This is a genomic window from Corynebacterium sp. NML180780 (assembly GCF_007786415.1).
GTDB lineage: Bacteria > Actinomycetota > Actinomycetes > Mycobacteriales > Mycobacteriaceae > Corynebacterium > Corynebacterium gottingense.
In genome coordinates this window covers 29797-49358 of the sequence record NZ_VNKN01000002.1, presented here as the reverse complement: position 1 = coordinate 49358, position 19562 = coordinate 29797, and the positions used below count along the sequence as shown (strand labels likewise).

Below are 19562 nucleotides of genomic sequence, written 5' to 3'. Positions count from 1 at the left end.
ATTGTCTCACAACGCCGCCGCGATCGAGCTCTTTAGCCCAACAAATGTTCCAACGGCCCAAGCCGCTGCCAGCATCTGGGGGCCGTGCGGCAGTGCCGCTCGCCCTGCCATCCACCCGCGCACAACCGTGAGCAGTCCCGCGAGCCCTACCGCGGCGAGCACCGCGAACGGACCTCCAAGCGCAGCGAGAAGCACTCCGAGCGGGACCGCAAGCTTTACATCACCGCCGCCCATGCCGGGGCCAGCGAGGTAGGCGGCAGGCCACACAAGGCCCCACGCGAGGTACGGCGAGGCGACGCAGGCTGCCAGGGCAACGAGCGCGGGCGGGGCCGTCAGCCCATTGGGCAAACGTGAGTGCCTCGTGTCAATGCGCGCGAGCGCCACGCTCCACCCGACGAACGTGCACAGCGCCAGCCAGGTGACGCCGGCTGGCCCAAATAATGCGAATTCCGCGCTGAAGAGCGCTCCCCCAATCCCCATGGGGTGAAAGTCTAGGCCGCCGCCCCGCGCGCCGCAGAGCGAGCACGGTGCTAGCGCGATGCTAGCGCGATGCCCCCGCTTCCCCGGCACCACTGGCCGGCTCGTCCCAGTGGCGCATCAGTGCATCACGCATGGCGTCGCGGGGCGCCGCAACGCCGGTGAACTGTTCGAACTGCGAGTACGACTGCCCGGCGAGCATCGTGAGCCCGCCGACCGTCGGGTACCCGTTCGCGGCGGCTCGCACTGCCAGCGGCGTCGGCCACGGGTTATAGATCACGTCGAGCACCGGCGCGTGGCCAAGCTGCACGTCGTAGGGCGCGACCACAGCAGCCGGGACGGTGGAGACAATGACGTCGGCGCGAACTGCAAGTGCTTCGAGGTCGCCGGTGTAGCCGTGGAATTGGAAGTCCACGCCTTCCACCAGCGAGGCGATCTCGCCCGATCGATCGGAGCGGTTCACCACGTCTATGCGCGCTACACCCGCGTGGCGCAGCGCCCACAGTGCCGGGCGCGCCGTGCCGCCGGCGCCGATGACCAGGGCAGTGCGCGGCGTCGCCGCACCGAGCAGCGCGGAGAGCGCCGCGGCAATTCCCTCGCAATCGGTGTTGTCGGCGTACCAGCCGTCGTCGGTACGCACGAGCGTGTTTGCGGAGCCGATCGCGGTGGCCCGCTCTGACGCCGTGGCAGCAAACTCCAGGGCCGCAAACTTGGCGGGCATGGTGACGGAGAACCCGCGGTATGTGGGATCGGCCCCACCCACAATCGCCGGCAGCGTCTCTGCGGTGCACTCGATGCGCTCGTACACCCAGCCGTCGAGGCCCGCAGCCCGGTACCCAGCGGTGTGGAGCACGGGCGACAACGAGTGTTCGATTGGGCTGCCAAGGACCGCCGCGCGGTGCGTGGGTGGCTGCGTCATGCTGGTCCGCCCCTACCGCTGGGAGTCAAGCACGCCGGAGTCGATCGCGCGGCGCGTGTCTTCCTGGTGCTGCTCGAAGGTTTCGTTGAACACGGTCGTGCCGTCCTTGTCCACGGTGACGAAGAACAGCCAATTGCCGTCGGCGGGGTGCTCCATCGCGTCGAGGGCCTCGACGGACGGCGAGGCGATCGGGGTCTGCGGCAGCCCGTCCATGGCGTAGGTGTTCCACGGGGTGACGCGCTGGCGGTCCTCGTCCGTGGTCGCGACCTCGACGTTGGGCAGGCCGTAGTTCACGGTGGAGTCAAACTCCAGGCGCATCGGCTCGTTGAGGCGGTTCAGGATCACTCGGGCAACCTTGTCAAACTCGCCTGCCGGCGCTTCGCGCTCAACCAGCGAGGCGGCAACCAGCAGCTCGTACGGGCTGAGGCCCACGTTTTCTGAACGGGACGCGATGTCGGTGGAGTTGTACACCTCAGCGGAGCGGGTAATCAGGTCCGTGAGGATCTGCTCAGCCGTTGCACCCGGGTCAATGATGTATTCGCCCGGTGCGATCAGGCCCTCCAGGCGCTTCGCGTCGCCCTTCCGCGCGTCCACCGTCTCGACGGCCCACTCCGGCACGCCCAGGCTCGCCGCGTCCGCATCGGACGCCACGTGGTTGAGGCGCTCGACGTCCACGCAGCCCTGCGCCATCTCACTGCCGCACGTCACGTTCTGAATCATGGTGAGGATGCCTTCGCGCTTCTGCCCACCGACCACGTTGATGTCCATGAGCGTCGCGCCGCCGTAGACCTGGAGCGGGGTGACCTTCTTGTTCGGGTCCAGCAGCGCAGACACGGCGCTCTCCGCGCTCATTTCCTTTTCCAGGCGGTAGAAGCCCGGCTGGATGTTGTCGGAGTCTGGGTCGCTCGCAGCCGCGGCCTGGAACGCCTTGTTGGAGCCGACGATGCCGCGCTCCTCAAGCTCGGGGCCGAGCGCGGAGATATTCGAGCCCTCGGGGATCTCCACGACCTGCTCCTCGCCGTTGCCTTCGCCCTTAAAGTCGTCCGGCGAGGCGGTTTGGTGCGCAATGGCGATCCACGCAATGAGGCCGATGATCAGCAGGATTGAGGCGACAAGGACCGCGATCCCTCGCGTCCGCCGCTGGGCGTTGTTTCGGGAAGTCACGATTCGTTCTCCTTGAGGTAGTTGTGCCGGCCATCAAGCCACGTTTGCAAGATCTCCACTGCCGCCGCTTGGTCGATCACGGCACGCTGGTCCTTTTCGCTGCGGCCGGAGGCCCGCATCGCGTGCGTCGCCGCGACAGTCGTCAGCCGCTCGTCCGCCATCCGTACGGCCACGTCGCCGTTGCGCCGCCGGATACGGAAGGCGATCTCCTTGGCGTGCTTCACGCTCTTGGAGCCGTTTCCTTTGAGGTCGCGGGGAAGCCCGACAACGACTTCGACGGCCCCGTAGGCGTCGATAAGCTCGAGCAACCGCTCGATGTCCTCGCCGTCCCGGTCCTTAAACCCGGTGACGCGTTTGACAGTCTCCACTGGCATAGCCAGCTTTGCGTCGCGGTCCGACGCCGCGACACCAATGCGGACCGTGCCCACATCGATACCGAGTCTGCGCCCCGGGCCGGGGTCTTCGACGCCCGGTGTGTCAGGCTCAACCTTCAAAAGTTTCTCCGATCTACAGGTCGGGGCTCATGCGTACAAGCAATCGCTAGTCGACGCCAGCGTCAAACCGCGTACGGCGCTCACAGCCAAAATACCGTCTACACACAAAAGGCCAGGACACGCCGACGGCGTGTCCCTTGACCAATTTGTTACATTTGCAGCTTACTTGCCGGCGAGCTCCTCGCGCAGCGCGGCCAGGCCAGCCGTAATGCCGTCCGCATTGCTGCCGGAGCCCTGCGCCAGGTCCGGCTTGCCGCCACCCTTACCGTCAATGTAGCCGCCGACCAGCTTGACCAGGTCCCCAGACTTCACGCCGGCGGCGACGGCCTCCTTGTTTGCGGCCACGGCGAACGGGACCTTGCCGCCGTCGTTGGACGCCAGGGCCACCACGGAAGGCTCGGTGCCGAGCTTGCCTCGGACGTCCTGGGCGATGGTGCGAAGATCGCCGCCGGACACTCCGTCCGGAAGGTGGACGGCGACGAGCTTGAACGCACCGACGTGCTCCGCGTTCTTTGCCAGGCCCGCCGTCTGCGCGAGCAGCTGCTGGCGGTGCAGCGCCTCGATCTCCTTCTCCGCGGCGCGGAGGCGCTCGGTGAGCTGCGCGATGCGGTCAGGCAGTTGGTCGGTCGGGGTCTTCAGCTCCGCGGCGATGCCGGAAGCAAGGGCCGCCTCCTTGGAGAAGTAATCGAAGGAGTGCATGCCCGAATAGGCCTCGATACGCCGCGCGCCGGAGCCGACGGAGGACTCGCCCAGCACGGCGACCGGGCCGATCTGCGAGGAGTGCGCGACGTGCGTGCCGCCGCACAGCTCGATGGAGAACGGGCCGCCGATCTCCACCACACGCACCTGGTCGCCGTAGTTCTCGCCGAACAGCGCCATCGCTCCCATTTCCTTGGCCTTGTCCAGGGAGGTCTCGATGGTGTTGACGGCAAAGTCCGCGTCGACCGCCTGGTTGGTCACGGTGGCGATCTCTTTGAGCTGGGCGTCGGTGAGCTGGTCGGTGTAGTTGAAGTCGAAGCGCAGGTAGCCCGGCTTGTTCAGTGAGCCGGCCTGGACCGCGGTGGGCCCAAGCACCTGGCGCAGCGCAGCGTGGATCAGGTGCGTTGCGGTGTGTGCCTGGCGCGCGCCGTGGCGCCAGGCCTCGTCCACCTCCGCCGTCACGGTCTGGCCGAGGTCCAGCCCGCCGTGCTCCACGGTGGCCTTGTGCACCCAGAGCTTCTTGCCCACCTTCTGCACGTCGTTGACGTTGAGCACGGTGTCGCCCACCACGATGCGGCCGCGGTCTGCCATTTGGCCGCCGGCCTCGGCGTACATCGGGGTGACATCGAGGATGACCTCGACCTCGTCGCCTGCCGTCGCCTCGTTCACCTTCGCGCCGTCGCGCACGAGGCCGAGCACCTTGCCCACGTGCGACAGCTCGCCGTAGCCCACGAACTCGGTGGGGTGCGCGTCAACCCACTCGCGGTAGAGCGACTCGTCGATGTTGCCCTGCTTCTTCGCCTTATTGTCCGCCTTCGCGCGCGCACGCTGCTCCTGCATCGCCGCGTCGAACGCCGCCATGTCCACGTCGAGGCCAGCCTCGCGCGCCATCTCCAGCGTCAGGTCGATCGGGAACCCGTAGGTGTCGTGCAGCTCAAAGGCCTGCTCGCCCGGCAGCGTCGTGGCGCCGGACTCGCGCAGCGCGGACGCAGCCTCGTCGAAGCGGCTGGTGCCGGAGGCGAGCGTCTTCAGGAAGGCGCGCTCCTCGGCCACGGCGACGCGCAGGATGCGCTCGCGGTTGTCCGCGATCTCCGGGAACGAAGGCGTCATGGTGTCCATGATCGTGTTCATGAAGACCTCGAGCACCTTTCCCTCGGCGCCAAGCAGGCGGGCGGAGCGGACGATGCGGCGCAGCAGGCGGCGCAGGATGTAGCCGCGGCCCTCGTTGGACGGGGTCACGCCGTCCAGGATGATCATCATGCCGGTGCGGGAGTGGTCCGCAATGACGCGGAAGCGCACATCATCCTCGTGCTTCCCTGCGTCGTACTGGGTGCCGGTGAGCCTGACGGCCTCGTCGATCACCGGCCGCAGCAGGTCGGTCTCGTACACGTTGTCAACGCCCTGGAGGAGGCACGCGACGCGCTCGATGCCCAGGCCGGTATCGATGTTCTTCTTCGGCAGCTCGCCAAGCAGGTCGAAGCCGCCCTTCTTGTCGCCTTCGCCGCGGATGGATTCCATGAACACCAGGTTCCAGATCTCCATGTAGCGGGAGTCGTCCGCCTCCGGGCCGCCCTCCTTGCCGTACTCAGGGCCACGGTCGTAGTAAATCTCGGAGCACGGACCGCACGGGCCGGGCACGCCCATGGACCAGAAGTTGTCCTCCATCCCCATGCGCTGAATGCGCGACTCCGGCACGCCAATCTTGTCGCGCCAGATTTCCAGGGCCTCGTCGTCGTCCAGGTAGACGGTGACCCACAGGCGCTCCGGGTCCAGGCCGAAGCCACCGTCCTCAACCGAGTTGGTCAACAGCGTCCACGCGTGAGTAATCGCACCTTCCTTGAAGTACTGGCCAAAGGAGAAGTTGCCAGCCATCTGGAAGAAGGTGTTGTGGCGGGTGGTCACGCCCACCTCTTCAATATCCAGCGTGCGCACGCACTTCTGAATCGAGGTTGCAAGGCCGTTTTCAAACGGCGGGTTCTGCTGGCCCAGGAAGTACGGCTTGAAAGGCACCATGCCGGCGTTGACAAAGAGCAGCTGCGGGTCGTCCAGGATCAGCGAAGCGCTCGGCACGGGCGTGTGCCCTGCCTGAACAAAGTGGTTGGTAAACCGCTCACGGATCTCATGTGTCTGCACGAGGTGATGTCCTTTCAAAGCTCGTATTTGTCCCGCACTACTCTACCCCGGCGTGTGAATCCGGAGACAGTGCGCGTCGATAAGCAATGCCCGCGCTTAGTCCTTTCCCCGAATCACGCGGCGCAGCCGACCGAGGAAATCGCGGATCCGCTTCTCCGCGCCGTGATCGGTCGGCGTGTAGTACTCCGCGCCCAGCAACTCGTCGGGGAGGTACTGCTGTGTCACCACGCCGCGGGGGTCATCGTGCGGGTACTTGTAGCCGACGGCGTTGCCCATCGCCTTCGCGCCCTCGTAGTGGCCGTCGCGCAGGTGCGGGGGCACCGCGCCGATGTTGCCGGCGGCGACGTCCTGCTGCGCGCGGGTGATCCCCTGGATGACCGACGGCGACTTCGGCGCGGTGGCGAGGTGAATCGTCGCCTGCGCGAGCGGGAGCCGGCCCTCCGGCATCCCGATGAACTGCACCGCGTTCGCCGCGGCGATGGCCGTCTGCAGCGCGGTCGGATCCGCCATCCCGATGTCCTCGGACGCGTGGATGACCAGGCGTCGGGCGATGAAGCGGGGGTCCTCGCCCGCCTCGATCATCCGTGCCAGGTAATGCAGCGCGGCGTCCACGTCGGAGCCGCGGATCGATTTAATAAACGCGGAGACGACGTCGTAGTGCTGGTCGCCGTCCCGGTCGTAGCGCACCACCGCGCGGTTCACGTTGTCGCGCAGCGTATCCACCGTGATCGTCCCGCCGGCGGGCACCGCCTCGGCCGCCGCCTCCAGGTAGGTCAGCGCGCGCCGCGCGTCGCCGCCGGCCAGTGTGATCAGCTGCTCGCGCGCGTCGTCCGCAAGCTCCACCGTGCCGGCGAGCCCGCGCTGTGCCACGACCGCGTTCTCAATCACCTTGCGCAGGTCCTCGCGAGAGAGCGACTCCAGCTTGAGCAGCAACGAACGGGACAGCAGCGGGGCGACGACGCTGAACGAGGGGTTCTCCGTCGTCGCTGCAACCAGCAGGACCGTGCGGTTCTCCACCGCCCCCAGCAGCGCGTCCTGCTGGGTTTTGGAGAAGCGGTGGACCTCGTCAATAAACAGCACCGTCTTCTCGCCCCGGATGAGGTCGCGCCGCGCTTGGTCAATGACCTGGCGCACCTCTTTCACGCCGCTGGACAGGGCAGAAAGGCCGACGAAATTCTGCTCCATCGACTGCGCGATCAGCGACGCGATCGTCGTCTTGCCCGTTCCGGGCGGCCCGTACAGGATGACGGAGGCAGCCCCCGAGCCCTCGACGAGGCGGCGCAACGGCTTCCCCTCGCTGAGCAAATGCGCCTGCCCCGCGATCTCATCAAGCGAGCGCGGGCGCATCCGCGCAGCCAGCGGGGCGGTTTGCCCCGCCTCGAAGAAGCTCGCGCCGCGCAGACCTGCCGCGGGGCCACCGGGGTCACCGGGGTCACCGGGGTCACCGGGGCCGGGAGTTGGCCCGCCGAGCCCGCCGCCAAACAAATCTTCTTGTGCCATTGCCACCCCGCCTACGCAAACCGCTTCGCCACGGTGCGGGCAAAGTCAGCGATCACGAGGTACGCCGTGTCGCGCCCGGTGCCGGCAAACGCGGCGAGCGCCTCGAACGTCTCCTGCAGGTCGCGGCGCACGAGCTGCTCCTCCTCGGTGAACGGTCCCTGGCTCTGCGGGCGGAGGATGTCCGAGCCGCCGTGTAGCGTCTCCGCGCCGCTCGCCGCTTCGCCCTGCGCGGTGAGCCGTTCGCTGTGGGGTGCGACGCCGGCGTCGATAAGCTCTTGCGCGAGCTCGGCATCACTGGCCGCAAGCTCGGCGACGGTGAACTGCCCCATCACGGAGAGGCTGGACAGCGCCCACGCGACCATGGCGCCGGTGATCCGGGCGTGGAGCGTGTCCTCGTGCAGGAATGCGGGCCAGATCCCGCGGACCTCCTGCACCCACGCGCTGATGAACGCCTCGATGGCCACGTCACTGTAGCCCCACGCGGAGACGTAGAGCGGGAACCCGGCGACCACGAACGCCACGTCGAAGGAGACGTCGCGGAAACCCGCCCACTCGTAGTCCAGGAACTGCGTGCGGTCCGCGTAGATGATGTTGTCGGGCGACAGGTCAAAGGGAGTAAACGCCCGCGAGCCCCCTTTGAACAGGCGCTTGCGCACGTTGGCGGCGGTCAGCCGAACCTCCGTCGGCACGTCGAGCCCGCTGCGTTCGAGCATGTCCAGGCCAAAGTCGAAGCGGTGCGCAAGCAGGCGCTCGCGCAGGTGCTGCATCGTATCAGCTCCGCTGCGCTGGCGGGCCGCTTGTGCGAACAGTACGTCGAACGCGTCCTCGCGGCCGGCCGAGCCGACGTGCATCCGCCCCAGCGCAGTGCCGAGGTTGCGCAGCAGCTGCACGTGCTGCTCCTCATCCGCGCTGTCCAGCAGCGTGGCCAGGGTGTCGCCTTCGCCCGAATCGGAAATAATGACGATGCGCTGGTCAATGTCGTAGCCAAGAAGGACCGGGCCTGGCCGGACATCTTCGCTTAACGACGTCGTGAACTGGTAGGCAACCACTTCCCGCAAAAAGGCAGCGTCCTCCAGCACGTTGCCGGTCTCTGGCGAGTACTTCACCACAACGGTCCGGTGCTGCAGGAACGGGTTGTTGGACACGCGGGCACGGAACACACTGGCAACGCCGGAGCCACCCAGACGCTGTACCTCGCCGAGCGTCTGGGTGCCGCCGTAGCGCCGAGTGAGAATCTCCTCCGCCTCGGCGATGATCTGCTCTTGGTCCATGCTGAACCTCTCCTTGCGGGTTACTCGGTTCTCAGTGTGACATACCAGTGGCCCCGGGCGCGACGTTTCCGCCATTCCCGGGGCCGTGGAACCGAATTGGCTCTTACTCAGCCTTTTCGTCGGCCTTTGGCTTGAAATCCACGCCGGACTCCTTGCGCTGCTCCTTCGTAATCGGGGCGGGCGCGTCGGTCAGCGGGTCGACGCCGCCGCCGGACTTCGGGAACGCGATGACGTCGCGGATGGAGTCGAAGCCGCCGAGCAGGGATACGATGCGGTCCCAGCCGAAGGCGATGCCGCCGTGCGGGGGTGCACCGAACGCGAACGCGTCGAGCAGGAAGCCGAACTTCTCGCGGGCCTCTTCCTCGCTGATGCCCATGACGTCGAAGACGCGCTCCTGCACGTCGCGCTGGTGGATACGGATCGAGCCGCCGCCGATCTCGTTGCCGTTGCAGACGATGTCGTAGGCGTACGCCAGTGCCTCGCCCGGATTCTTATCAAAGTTGTCCAAGTACTCCGGCTTCGGCGAGGTGAACGCGTGGTGGACGGCGGTCCACTTCGAGTGGCCGAGGGCGACGTCGCCGGACGCGGTGGCGTCCGCAGACGGCTCGAACAGCGGCGCGTCGACGACCCAGGTGAACGCCCAGTCGCCGTCCTTGATCAGGTCGAGCTTCTTCGCAATCTCGCCACGGGCAGCGCCGAGGAGCGCGCGGGAGGCCTTGGTTTCGCCCGCAGCGAAGAAGATGCAGTCGCCCGGCTTCGCACCGACGTGATCGGCAATGCCGGCCTTCTCCTCGTCCGTAATGTTCTTGGCCACCGGGCCGCCCAGGGAGCCGTCCTCCTGCACGAGGATGTAGGCCAGGCCCTTGGCGCCGCGCTGCTTGGCCCAGTCCTGCCACGCATCGAGCTGGCGACGCGGCTGGGAGGCGCCGCCGTCCATCACAACAGCGCCGACGTACTCAGCGTTGAAGACGCGGAAGGTGGTGTCCTTGAAAAACTCGGTGCAGTCCTGCAGCTGGATGTCAAAGCGCAGGTCCGGCTTGTCCGAGCCGTACTTCTCCATCGCGTCCTTGTAGGTCATGCGCGGGATCGGGGTGGTGATCTCGTAGCCGATCAGCTTCCACAGTTCCGTGACGATCTGCTCGGCCAGGGCGATGACGTCGTCCTGGTCCACGAAGCTCGCCTCGACGTCCAGCTGGGTGAACTCCGGCTGGCGGTCGGCGCGGAAGTCCTCGTCGCGGTAGCACCGCGCGATCTGGTAGTAGCGCTCCATGCCGGCGACCATGAGCAGCTGCTTGAACAGCTGCGGGGACTGCGGCAGCGCGTACCAGCTGCCCGGACGGAGGCGGGCCGGGACGAGGAAGTCGCGCGCGCCCTCCGGGGTGGAGCGGGTCAGCGTCGGCGTCTCGATTTCGGTGAAGCCGTTTTCATCCAGCACGCGGCGGGCGGCCTGGTTCGCCTTCGCGCGCAGGCGCAGCGCGTTCGCCTGACGCTCGCGGCGCAGGTCCAGGTAGCGGTACTTCAGGCGGGTCTCCTCGCCGACCTCGCTGGAGGAGGCGTCCTCGATCTGGAACGGCAGCGCGGCCGCCTTGTTCAGCACGGTGAGCTCGGAGACGTTGACCTCGATCTCGCCGGAGGCCAGGTTCGGGTTCTGCGAGCCCTCCGGGCGCGGTTCAACCACGCCGGTGACCTGGATGACGTACTCGCTGCGCAGGTCGTGCGCGGCCTCCGCCACCTCGGATTCGCGGAACACAACCTGCGCCAGGCCGGAACGGTCGCGCAGGTCGATGAAGATCACGCCGCCGTGGTCGCGGCGTCGGCCCACCCAACCGGTGAGCGTAACGGTCTGTCCATCGAGTTCTTTGCGGAGATCACCCGCAAGGTGAGTGCGCAGCACGGTCTCTTCCACGTCCTTCCACGTGAGGGCAAAACTTGAACGCCAAAAACTCTACCCGTAGGCGTCGTCAAGCGTTGAAGCGCCCCGGTTTGCCTCTACATTGCCGCTACTCTACGCGGCACGGGCGCGGGGATGCAGCGCTGCACGCGGTTTTTTGGCAAGATTTGCAGCATGACGTTTAAGAATGATTTTGGTCAGGGCCAAGGCCGCCGCGCGCAGACGAGTTCCGGCAGCGGCCGGGCTGGAGGCGGCGGCATCCCCATCGCCGTGGGCGGCGGCGGTATTGGCACGATCATTCTGCTGGCCATCGTGTTCCTCCTCAACGGCGGCCTGGGCGGGCTCACCGGCGGCTCCTCTGACCCGCAGGACCAGTCTCAGCAAAGCCCCGGCGCCCAGGGCGACTACGACCTGAGCCACTGCGATGCCCCGGGCGCGGCCAACGAGTACGACGACTGCCGCGCGGAGGCCACCGCCCGCTCTGTCGACCAGGTGTGGGCCGAAGTCCTGCCGGCGCAGGCGAACATTGAGTACACCCCCGCAGACATCAACCTATTCCGCAGCGATGTCAGCACTGGCTGTGGGTACGCAACGGCCGATACCGGCCCGTTCTACTGCCCGAACGACACCACTGCCTACCTCGACGTGTCCTTCTTTGAGCAGCTCGGCCAGCTGGGCGGCTCCGATGGCGCGCTCTCCCAGGAGTACGTCACCGCGCACGAGATGGGCCACCACATCCAGAACCTCGAGGGCACCCTGGGCCTGAGCGATTACAAGAACCCGGGCGAGGACTCCGCCGCCGTGGCCATCGAGCTCCAGGCCGATTGCTACGCCGGCATCTGGGCCAAGCACGCCTCCGAGGGGCCGGACGCGGCGCTCGAGCCGATTACGGACGAGCAGCTTAACCAGGCAATTCAGACCGCGCAGGCGATCGGCGACGACAGCATCCAGCGCAAGTCCGGCGGCGATGTGGATCCGGATTCCTGGACCCACGGCTCCTCCGAGCAGCGCGCCGAGGCCTTCAAGTCCGGCTACACCACCGGCCAGATGTCCGCCTGCGACACGCTCAACCGCGGCGTCTACCAGGACGCCTAGAGCCACATCGCTTATCGACGCCCACGTGCCACCACCGCTACCCTCGTGGGCATGAGCGAAACGTCATCCCCCCAGAACCGCGCCAACCGCGCTGTGCCGTTTATGGCCGCGTTCAACGCCATTGAAGGCTTCCTGCGCGAGGAGTTAGGAGCAAAAAAGTCGGACTCCTTCAAGTGGATGACCAGGCAGGCGGCGAAGAAGGGCGTGGTGAGCCGCGACCAAGCTGACCTGCTTGTGGAGTACGCGGAGCTGCGCAACGCGATCTCACACGGCGAGTACCGCGACCTGCGCCCCATTGCAGAGCCGCTGCAGGAGACGGTGGAAGAGATTGAGCGTTTGCGCGACGCGCTGCTCACCCCGGCGCTGGCCCTCGAAGTGGTCCAGACGCAAGCCGTGATTACGTTCGCCCCGGACGACGACATCCGGGAGCCGCTGCGCGCGCTGCGGGAGACCGGCCACAGGCAGTTCCCTGTCTACGACGCCGGCGCCTGCGTCGGGTTGCTCACCACCAACGCGCTGGCTCGCTGGCTGGCGGGCGAACTGGACGCAAACAACCACCTCACCCCGACCACGGTCAAGCAGGTGCTCGATCTGTCGGGGCGGCACGACCAGCCGGTCTTCCTGCCACGGTCCGTCACCGCCGCAGTAGCCGTTGATGCGCTGACCACGCCGCTGGACAGCGGCGCGCTCCCCCGCCTGGCCATCATCACCGAGTCCGGCTCACCCAGCCAGCGCCCCTTCGCGGTACTGGTGGCTACCGACATTCCTGCCCTGCTGGCGGCCCGCTAACCGCGACGATCAACGGAAAGGACACCCACGGATGCAGTTCGGCGTCTTTACCATCGGCGACGTCACCGCGGACCCCACCAACGGCGCGACCCCGACCGAGAAACAGCGGATCGACGCGATGACACAGATCGCGCTGAAGACCGAGGAGGTCGGGCTCGATGTCTTCGCCACAGGCCAGCACCACAACCCGCCGTTCGTCCCGTCTTCTCCGACGACCCACCTGGCCTACATTGGTGCGAAAACCTCCTCCATCCTGCTCTCCACGTCAACCACGCTGATCACCACCACGGACCCTGTCAGGCTCTCGGAGGATTACTCCTTCTTGCAGAACCTGGTGGATGGCCGCATGGACCTCATGCTCGGGCGCGGTAACACCGGCCCCGTCTACCCCTGGTTTGGCAAGGACATCCGCAAGGGCATCCCGCTCGCGGTGGAGCACTACCACCTCCTGCGCAGGCTGTGGCGCGAGCAGAACGTCAACTGGGAGGGCACGTTCCGCACCCCGTTGCACGGGTTCACCACCACGCCCGCGCCGCTTGAGGGCGTGCCGCCATTCGTGTGGCACGGATCCATCCGCTCGCCGCAGATCGCCGAGCAGGCGGCGTACTACGGCGATGGGTTCTTCCACAACAATATTTTTTGGAACAAGGAGCACACCGCGAAGATGGTCGGCATCTACCGTCGGCGCTTCGCCGCGTACGGGCACGGCGCGGCGGATCAGGCCATCGTCGGGCTCGGTGGCCAGGTGTACATCGCGGATTCTGAGGAACAGGCGAAACGCGAGTTCCGCCCATACTTTGACAACGCGCCCGTCTACGGCCACGGGCCCTCGCTGGAAGAGTTCACCGACATCACCCCGCTGACCGTGGGCACTCCCGAGATGGTCATCGAGCGTACGATGCAGTTCGCTGATTGGGTCGGGGACTATCAGCGCCAGCTGTTCCTTATTGACCACGCCGGACTCCCACTCGAGGTGGTGCTCCGCCAGATCGAGCGCCTCGGCACGGAAGTGGTCCCTGAGCTGTGCAGAAGGATGGAAGCGCGCCGCCCGGTCCACGTTCCGAGCGACCCGCCCACGTTTGCGTCCCTCGCACGTGCAAAGCGCGATGGGAAGAATCTGGCGCACTTTCGCGTTTCACCCGGAGAAGCACAGGAGCAATCCGAGCACGAATAGCCGGGCAATGTAGCGAAGGAGCACCCACCACAGCATGAAGCAGCTCATGGTAGTCACCGCAGGTCTGTCGCAGCCGTCCACCACGAGACAGGTGGCGGATGAGATCGCGGCGGCGGTCCGCTCCGCCGTCGGCGGGCGTGGCGAAGACCTCGAGGTCACCACGATCGAGGTCCGCGAGTACGCCACCGAGCTCACGCAGCTCATGCTCACCGGGATGCCCTCCCCCAGGCTTGATCAGGTCAAACGAGACATGTCCGCCGCCGACGCCCTCGTCGCGGTCTCCCCGGTGTTTCAGGGCAGCTACAGCGGCCTGTTCAAGATGTTCTTCGACGCCCTGGACCCCAACGCGTTGACCGACATGCCCACCATCGTCGCCGCGACAGCTGGCTCCGAGCGCCATTCCCTCGTCACCGAATACGCGCTGCGCCCGCTGCTCACGTACCTGCACGCGACGGTGGTCCCCACCTCACTTTTCGCCGCCACTGCTGACTTCGGCGATGCCAACGGCGCCTCGTTCCAGCGGCGGATCAGCCGCGCTGCCAGCGAGCTCGCAGCGCGCATCGTCACCACCAGCGGCGCGGTCGAAGGATTGAGCGGCCCGCCGGAGGGCGTCACTCGCCGCACCGGCACGGACCCTGCCGAAGATTTCGTCCCGTTTTCCCAGCTGTTGGAAGGCCACACGGGGACGCGGAGCTAATCCCACGATGCGGTATCATCGCGCGCATGCCCCACAATACTGTTAGCGTCGTTGACCTTTTCAGCATCGGTATCGGTCCGTCGTCTTCGCACACGGTGGGCCCGATGCGCGCATCCCTCGCGTTCGTCGAACAACTCGGCGTGCTGCCCGCATTCGTCCGCGTAGAACTGCGCGGCTCCCTCGCCGCCACTGGTGTGGGCCACGGCACCGACCGCGCAACGCTGCTCGGCCTGGTTGGCTACACCCCCACGACCACGTCGGCCGACATCGCCCCGAAACCCGGCGACCCGGTGCCCGAACGCGGTATGATCTCGGGCCCTGCCGGCGAGGTCGAGTACGAGGTGACGTTTAACCCCACTCCGGTCTCGCAGCACCCGAACTGCCTCATCTTTGACGCCTGGGACGCCGACGGCAACCGCATCGCCACCCGCAAGGAGTACTACTCCGTCGGCGGCGGCTTCATCTTGGACCGCACCGGCAGGGAGGAGCACCGCAACGAAGCCGGTGTGGCCACCGTCCGCGACAACGAGCCCGCGCCGTACGAGTTCAATGACGCGAAGACCCTCGTCGCACTCTGTGAAGAAAGCGGCCTGTCCATCGCCGAGCTCGTGCGCGCCAACGAAGAGGCGCTGCATGGCAAAGCGCTTCTCGACGCCCACCTTGACGCCGTCTGGGACGTCATGCAGGAATGCGTCGCCCACGGGTTGAAGACCGAGGGCACCCTGCCTGGCGGCCTCGGCGTGAAGCGCCGCGCCCACCGCCTCCACCGCCTGCTCACCGCGGAGTACGAGGAATCCACTGCCCGCGGCCTCGACGCCATGGAGTGGGTCAACCTCTACGCGCTTGCTGTGAATGAGGAAAATGCCGCCCACGGCCAGGTCGTCACCGCGCCCACGAACGGCGCCGCCGGCATCATCCCCGCGGTGATGCACTACTGCCGCGATTTCACCGACGGCGCGTTCACCCAGGAGCAGGCGCGAAACTTCCTGCTCACCGCTGGTGCGGTGGGCATCATCATCAAAACAAACGCATCGATCTCCGGCGCCGAGGTCGGCTGCCAGGGCGAGGTCGGCTCAGCCTCCGCGATGGCCGCCGCCGGCATGTGCGCGGTCCTTGGCGGTACGCCGGCGCAGATTGAGAACGCGGCCGAGATCGCGCTCGAGCACAACCTCGGCCTCACGTGCGACCCGGTCGGCGGCCTGGTGCAAGTCCCGTGCATCGAGCGCAACGCCATCGGCGGGGTAAAGGCGATTAACGCAGCCCGGCTGGCCAAGCTTGGCGACGGCACCAACATCGTCACCCTCGACGACGTCGTCGAGACCATGGCGACGACCGGCCGCGACATGATGACCAAGTACAAGGAGACCTCGATGGGCGGCCTGGCAGTCCAGCTCGGGCTGCCAGTCAACATCACTGAGTGCTAGCGCAGCTGCGCGATGACCGCCTCGGCGCTGAGCGCCACGGTCTCCTGGCTGTGCGCGGCAAGGTCCTTGATCGCGATCTCGCCGGCCTCTAGCTCGCGGTCGCCGAGAACGAGCGCGTACTTGGCACCGGCGCGGTCGGCACCCTTCATGGCGCCCTTGAGCCCGCGGCCGCCGTAGGCCATGTCGGCGGAGACACCGGCGGCGCGGAGGGCGTCGATAAGCACTGCCATGCGCGCCTGCGCGGCCTCGCCGATGCCGACACCGAACACGTCGACGCGGCGATCCACCCCGTCGAGAGTGACGCCCTCCGCCTCGAGCGCGAGCACGGCGCGGTCCACGCCGAGGCCGAAGCCGATGCCGGAGAGGTCCTGGCCGCCGATCTGCGCCATGAGCCCGTCGTAGCGGCCGCCGCCACCGATGCCGGACTGCGCGCCGAGGCCGTCGTGGACGAACTCGAAGCAGGTCTTGGTGTAGTAGTCCAGGCCGCGGACCATGCGCGGGTTCACCACGTACTCCACGCCCATCTCGTCGAGGGAGGCGCGCACCTGGTCGAAGTGCTTGCGGCAGTCGTCATCGAGGTAGTCGAGCATGAGCGGGGCGTCCGCGGTCATTTCGCGGACCTTCTCGCGCTTGTCGTCAAGCACGCGCAGCGGGTTGATCTCGGCGCGGTGGCGGGTCTCCTCGTCCAGCGGAAGGGAGAACAGGAAGTCCTGTAGCTTCTGGCGGTACTCGGGGCGGCAGTTGCGGTCGCCCAGGCTGGTCAGCTCCAGACGGAATCCGGTCAAACCGATGGACCGGAAGCAGCGATCCGCGAGCGCGATGATCTCCGCATCCAGCAGGGGGTCGTCCACACCGATCGCCTCCACGCCGACCTGCTGGAGCTGGCGGTAGCGGCCGGCCTGCGGGCGCTCGTAGCGGAAGAACGGGCCGTAGTAGTTCAGCTTGACCGGCAGGTACCCTCGGTCCAGGTTGTGCTCGATGACGGCGCGCATCACACCCGCGGTGCCCTCCGGGCGCAGCGTGACCGAGCGGTCGCCACGGTCCGTAAAGGTGTACATCTCCTTGGACACCACGTCTGTGGACTCGCCAACGCCGCGGGCGAACAGCGTGGTGTCCTCGAAGACAGGCAGCTCAACGTGCTGGTACCCGGCCAGGTGAGCCTGCCGCGCGAACTCGTCGCGGACTCGGTGGAATGTCGCCGACTGCGGCGGCACGTAATCGGGCAGGCCCTTCGGGGCAGACAGCGGTTGGAACTTCGGCTGGACCTTCTCGGTCTTCTTCGATTCACTCACGAGTTCAAAGTTTAGCGGTCCGGGTTGGCCTGCAGCAGGAACGGGTTGGTCGCGCGCTCCTGCCCCATCACCGTGGTCGGTCCGTGGCCGGGCAGCACGACGCAAGCGTCGTCGAGGTCCCACACGGGGCCGCGCAGCGACGCGCGCATCGCCGCGGGGTCCGAATGTTCGAAGTCGGTGCGGCCGATCGCGCCGCGGAACAGGACGTCGCCGGAGAAAACCAGCGGGCCGGTCTCCCCCGCCGTTCCCGTCTTGTTCTCCCCTGCGTCTTCCACGAGCAGCACACATCCCGGCGAGTGCCCGGGGGCGTGTCGGACGGTAAAGGTGGTGTCGGCGAGGGTGAGCGAGTGGGCGTCGAGAAGCGAGCGCACCTCGCGCGGGGGTTGCATCGACGCTGCGTCGAAGAGCTGGCGGGTCGAGTCCGGTAGGCCGAGGCCACCGTCGAGCATGAACTCGTCGTCTGGGTGGATGTACACCGGGACGTCGAAACGGGCGGCGTCCCGGGTGTGGTCAAGGTGGCCGTGGGTGCAGACCACGGCGGTGAGCGTCGCCTGCTCGCGGGTGAGAAACTCGGTGACGGGCTCGTAGGCGCCCATTCCGGGGTCGATCACCACCGCTTCGCTCGATTCCTCCGAAAGGAGCACGTAGCAGTTGGTTTGGAACGGGCCTGCGGCAAAACCTGAAAGCTTCATACGGTAATAATAAAGCGGGCGCCCGACCCAGTGGCCGGAAACGCCCGCGTGCGGGGAGCAGACTTACTTACTTCAGCGCGTCCTCTGCTGCCTGGTAGTCCGGCTCGGTGGTGATCTCGGAGACGAGCTCGGTGTGGATGACCTTGTGGTCAGCGTCCGTCACCACGACGGCGCGAGCGCACAGGCCCTTGAGCGGGGAGCCCTCGAGGGTCAGGCCAAAGTCGTCGGCGAAGGAAGAGCGGAACGCGGACAGCGCCTCGACGCTCTCGATGCCCTCGGCGGCGCAGAAACGCTGCTGCGCGAACGGCAGGTCCTTGGAGATGCACAGGACCTCCGTGTTGTCCAGGGACGCGGCGAGCTCGTTGAACTTGCGCACGGAGTTCGCGCACACGCCGGTGTCAAGGGACGGGAAGATGTTCAGGACGAGGCGCTTGCCCGAGTAGTCCGCCAGGGACTTCTCGCTCAGGTCGCCCGCGACGAGCGTTGCGTTGGGCAGCGCGTCGCCGACCTTGGGCAGCTCGCCGGAAGTAGTGGTCTCATTGCCTTCAAAAGTAACGGTAGCCATGGGCGCGATTCTATGGACGCGAGTCAGGCCTCGCAAGGGTTGATCAAGCGGCGGCCCAAGCACTGCTAGGCTTAAGCCCCGAAATTCACCTGCCGAGCGCACCAGCGCTTAGCGACGCTACGCAACACACAAGTGAGGTATCTCAGGTGGCCGACAACCAAAAACGGGGCGAAGAAGCCCTCACCCACCTCAAGCGCGAGCTTGATTCCCGCGACCGCAAGGAGAAGTCCAAGCCGCTCACCGTGGCGGCGCTGTCCGCAGTGGTGATTGCGGTCGTCGGCGGTGGCATCTACTTCGCCGCAACGCAGAACGACGGTGACGATGACGTCACGGCCCAGGACACCACCGCTTCCTCGGAAGCCGCCGAGTCCTCCGAGACCGAGCCCAGCATCGACCCCTCCCAGTTCGAAGCGGTGGCCACCGAGCGCGCGACGGCGCTGCCCGCGACCGTGTCGTGCTCGTACAACGACAGCCCACAGGCTGGCGAAGGCGAGGCAGAAGCTGGCAAGCCGAAGACCGAGGACGTCTCCACAGAGGGCAAGGTCAACGTCGAGCTGGACACCAGCGCAGGCCCGATCGGCATGGAGCTGGACCGCAGCGTCTCGCCCTGCACCGTTAACGCCATCGAGCACCTGGCCTCGGAGAAGTACTTCGACGGCAGTGTGTGCCACCGCCTGACCACCAACGAAGGACTCAAGGTCCTCCAGTGCGGCGACCCGTCCGGCACCGGTTCGGGCGGACCTGGCTTCCAATTTGCCAACGAGTTCCCCACCGACGAGGCCCTCGAGTCCGTCGACGAGTCCCAGCTCCAGATCCCCGAGGGCGTCTCCGACGAGGAGAAGGAACAGTACAAGTCCATGGCGCTGCAGCAGGACCAGAAGCGTTACCCGCGCGGATCCATTGCGATGGCCAACGCAGGCGTAGGCACGAACGGTTCGCAGTTCTTCCTCAACTACGGCGATTCCATCCTGCCCCCGATGTACACCTACTTTGGCCAGATCAACCAGGAGGGCCTTGACACCCTCGACGCGATCGCCGAGAAGGGTACTCAGGACGGTGGCCAGGACGGACCGCCCGCCGAAGAGGTTAAGATCAATTCCGCTACGGTCAAGTAGCGCGCACGATACTTTCTGGTATCGTTGCTCGTGCCGCCAGACACTCTTGAGCGCACCCGACATGACACAAAACGCACGTGAGCAGTTCATTTAAAGTTCATCTTGCGTTGCGAGAACATTGAAGAATTGCCGGGAAAACTGTTGCGTACCCTTTGGTGTCTGGCTAAGGTA

17 protein-coding genes are annotated in these 19562 nt (G+C 66.6%); 6 read left to right on the top strand and 11 right to left on the bottom strand.

What is annotated here, in order from left to right; genetic code table 11:
• Window positions 1-6: 6 nt before the first annotated feature.
• From FPP74_RS01420 to aspS, 8 genes are all read right to left on the bottom strand, one after another.
• Window positions 7-480 (bottom strand): A24 family peptidase, encoded by a 474-nt coding sequence (locus tag FPP74_RS01420; protein WP_144716924.1) that lies wholly within the window; start codon window positions 478-480, stop codon window positions 7-9.
• Between the two features lie 61 nt (window positions 481-541).
• A complete protein-coding gene (locus FPP74_RS01415) occupies window positions 542-1396 on the bottom strand; it encodes a shikimate dehydrogenase (RefSeq protein WP_144716922.1) in 855 nt (284 codons plus the stop codon).
• A gap of 12 nt (window positions 1397-1408) precedes the next feature.
• Window positions 1409-2560, bottom strand: a complete 1152-nt coding sequence (gene mltG, locus FPP74_RS01410) for an endolytic transglycosylase MltG (protein ID WP_144716920.1) — start codon at window positions 2558-2560, stop codon at window positions 1409-1411.
• Window positions 2557-3054 carry a Holliday junction resolvase RuvX gene (gene ruvX / locus FPP74_RS01405; protein WP_095536644.1) on the bottom strand — a complete coding sequence of 166 codons (498 nt, stop codon included), beginning with the start codon at window positions 3052-3054 and terminating at the stop codon, window positions 2557-2559. The genes mltG and ruvX overlap by 4 nt, the downstream gene beginning before the upstream one ends.
• A gap of 162 nt (window positions 3055-3216) precedes the next feature.
• Complete coding sequence (gene alaS / locus FPP74_RS01400) at window positions 3217-5886, bottom strand: alanine--tRNA ligase (RefSeq protein ID WP_144716918.1); 2670 nt, start codon at window positions 5884-5886, stop codon at window positions 3217-3219.
• Between the two features lie 96 nt (window positions 5887-5982).
• On the bottom strand, window positions 5983-7386 hold the full coding sequence (locus tag FPP74_RS01395) for a replication-associated recombination protein A (protein ID WP_095536646.1): 1404 nt from the start codon (window positions 7384-7386) through the stop codon (window positions 5983-5985).
• Window positions 7387-7397: 11 nt separating this feature from the next.
• On the bottom strand, window positions 7398-8657 hold the full coding sequence (locus FPP74_RS01390; protein ID WP_095536647.1) for a phosphotransferase: 1260 nt from the start codon (window positions 8655-8657) through the stop codon (window positions 7398-7400).
• Between the two features lie 103 nt (window positions 8658-8760).
• A complete protein-coding gene (gene aspS / locus FPP74_RS01385; RefSeq protein WP_095276754.1) occupies window positions 8761-10551 on the bottom strand; it encodes an aspartate--tRNA ligase in 1791 nt (596 codons plus the stop codon).
• Between the two features lie 171 nt (window positions 10552-10722).
• On the opposite strand from aspS, the gene FPP74_RS01380 reads away from it, so the two are divergent.
• Genes FPP74_RS01380 through FPP74_RS01360 form a run of 5 tightly spaced genes read left to right on the top strand, consistent with a single transcriptional unit; the run spans window position 10723 to window position 15727 of the window.
• Window positions 10723-11643, top strand: coding sequence for a neutral zinc metallopeptidase (locus tag FPP74_RS01380; RefSeq protein ID WP_144716916.1), 921 nt, complete (start codon window positions 10723-10725; stop codon window positions 11641-11643).
• Window positions 11644-11694: 51 nt separating this feature from the next.
• Complete coding sequence (locus tag FPP74_RS01375; protein ID WP_144716914.1) at window positions 11695-12432, top strand: CBS domain-containing protein; 738 nt, start codon at window positions 11695-11697, stop codon at window positions 12430-12432.
• Between the two features lie 31 nt (window positions 12433-12463).
• Window positions 12464-13606: a CE1758 family FMN-dependent luciferase-like monooxygenase gene (locus FPP74_RS01370; RefSeq protein ID WP_144716912.1), complete on the top strand. Its 1143-nt coding sequence runs from the start codon at window positions 12464-12466 to the stop codon at window positions 13604-13606.
• Between the two features lie 34 nt (window positions 13607-13640).
• Entirely contained in the window at window positions 13641-14303 is a 663-nt protein-coding gene (locus tag FPP74_RS01365) for an FMN reductase (RefSeq protein ID WP_144716910.1), read from the top strand.
• A 26-nt stretch (window positions 14304-14329) separates the two neighbouring features.
• Window positions 14330-15727, top strand: a complete 1398-nt coding sequence (locus tag FPP74_RS01360) for an L-serine ammonia-lyase (protein WP_144716908.1) — start codon at window positions 14330-14332, stop codon at window positions 15725-15727.
• Here the strand turns inward: FPP74_RS01360 and hisS are convergent.
• From hisS to tpx, 3 genes are all read right to left on the bottom strand, one after another.
• Entirely contained in the window at window positions 15724-17019 is a 1296-nt protein-coding gene (hisS, locus tag FPP74_RS01355) for a histidine--tRNA ligase (RefSeq protein WP_144716906.1), read from the bottom strand. The genes FPP74_RS01360 and hisS overlap by 4 nt on opposite strands.
• A gap of 11 nt (window positions 17020-17030) precedes the next feature.
• Window positions 17031-17711, bottom strand: a complete 681-nt coding sequence (locus FPP74_RS01350; protein WP_144716904.1) for an MBL fold metallo-hydrolase — start codon at window positions 17709-17711, stop codon at window positions 17031-17033.
• A gap of 67 nt (window positions 17712-17778) precedes the next feature.
• Window positions 17779-18276, bottom strand: coding sequence for a thiol peroxidase (tpx, locus tag FPP74_RS01345; protein WP_095276315.1), 498 nt, complete (start codon window positions 18274-18276; stop codon window positions 17779-17781).
• 146 nt (window positions 18277-18422) lie between these two features.
• Here tpx and FPP74_RS01340 point away from each other — a divergent pair, with 146 nt between their 5' ends.
• Complete coding sequence (locus tag FPP74_RS01340) at window positions 18423-19391, top strand: peptidylprolyl isomerase (RefSeq protein ID WP_144716902.1); 969 nt, start codon at window positions 18423-18425, stop codon at window positions 19389-19391.
• The last annotated feature ends 171 nt before the right edge of the window (window positions 19392-19562 follow it).

Bases quoted from the DNA above. Each gene is read 5' to 3' on its own strand.
- FPP74_RS01380 (WP_144716916.1), top strand. From the start codon at position 10,723: ATGACGTTTAAGAATGATTTTGGTCAGGGCCAAGGCCGCCGCGCGCAG.
- FPP74_RS01370 (WP_144716912.1), top strand. From the start codon at position 12,464: ATGCAGTTCGGCGTCTTTACCATCGGCGACGTCACCGCGGACCCCACC.
- FPP74_RS01350 (WP_144716904.1), bottom strand. From the start codon at position 17,711: ATGAAGCTTTCAGGTTTTGCCGCAGGCCCGTTCCAAACCAACTGCTAC.
- tpx (WP_095276315.1), bottom strand. From the start codon at position 18,276: ATGGCTACCGTTACTTTTGAAGGCAATGAGACCACTACTTCCGGCGAG.
- FPP74_RS01415 (WP_144716922.1), bottom strand. From the start codon at position 1,396: ATGACGCAGCCACCCACGCACCGCGCGGCGGTCCTTGGCAGCCCAATC.
- FPP74_RS01395 (WP_095536646.1), bottom strand. From the start codon at position 7,386: ATGGCACAAGAAGATTTGTTTGGCGGCGGGCTCGGCGGGCCAACTCCC.
- FPP74_RS01390 (WP_095536647.1), bottom strand. From the start codon at position 8,657: ATGGACCAAGAGCAGATCATCGCCGAGGCGGAGGAGATTCTCACTCGG.
- FPP74_RS01375 (WP_144716914.1), top strand. From the start codon at position 11,695: ATGAGCGAAACGTCATCCCCCCAGAACCGCGCCAACCGCGCTGTGCCG.
- FPP74_RS01365 (WP_144716910.1), top strand. From the start codon at position 13,641: ATGAAGCAGCTCATGGTAGTCACCGCAGGTCTGTCGCAGCCGTCCACC.
- FPP74_RS01360 (WP_144716908.1), top strand. From the start codon at position 14,330: ATGCCCCACAATACTGTTAGCGTCGTTGACCTTTTCAGCATCGGTATC.
- FPP74_RS01420 (WP_144716924.1), bottom strand. From the start codon at position 480: ATGGGGATTGGGGGAGCGCTCTTCAGCGCGGAATTCGCATTATTTGGG.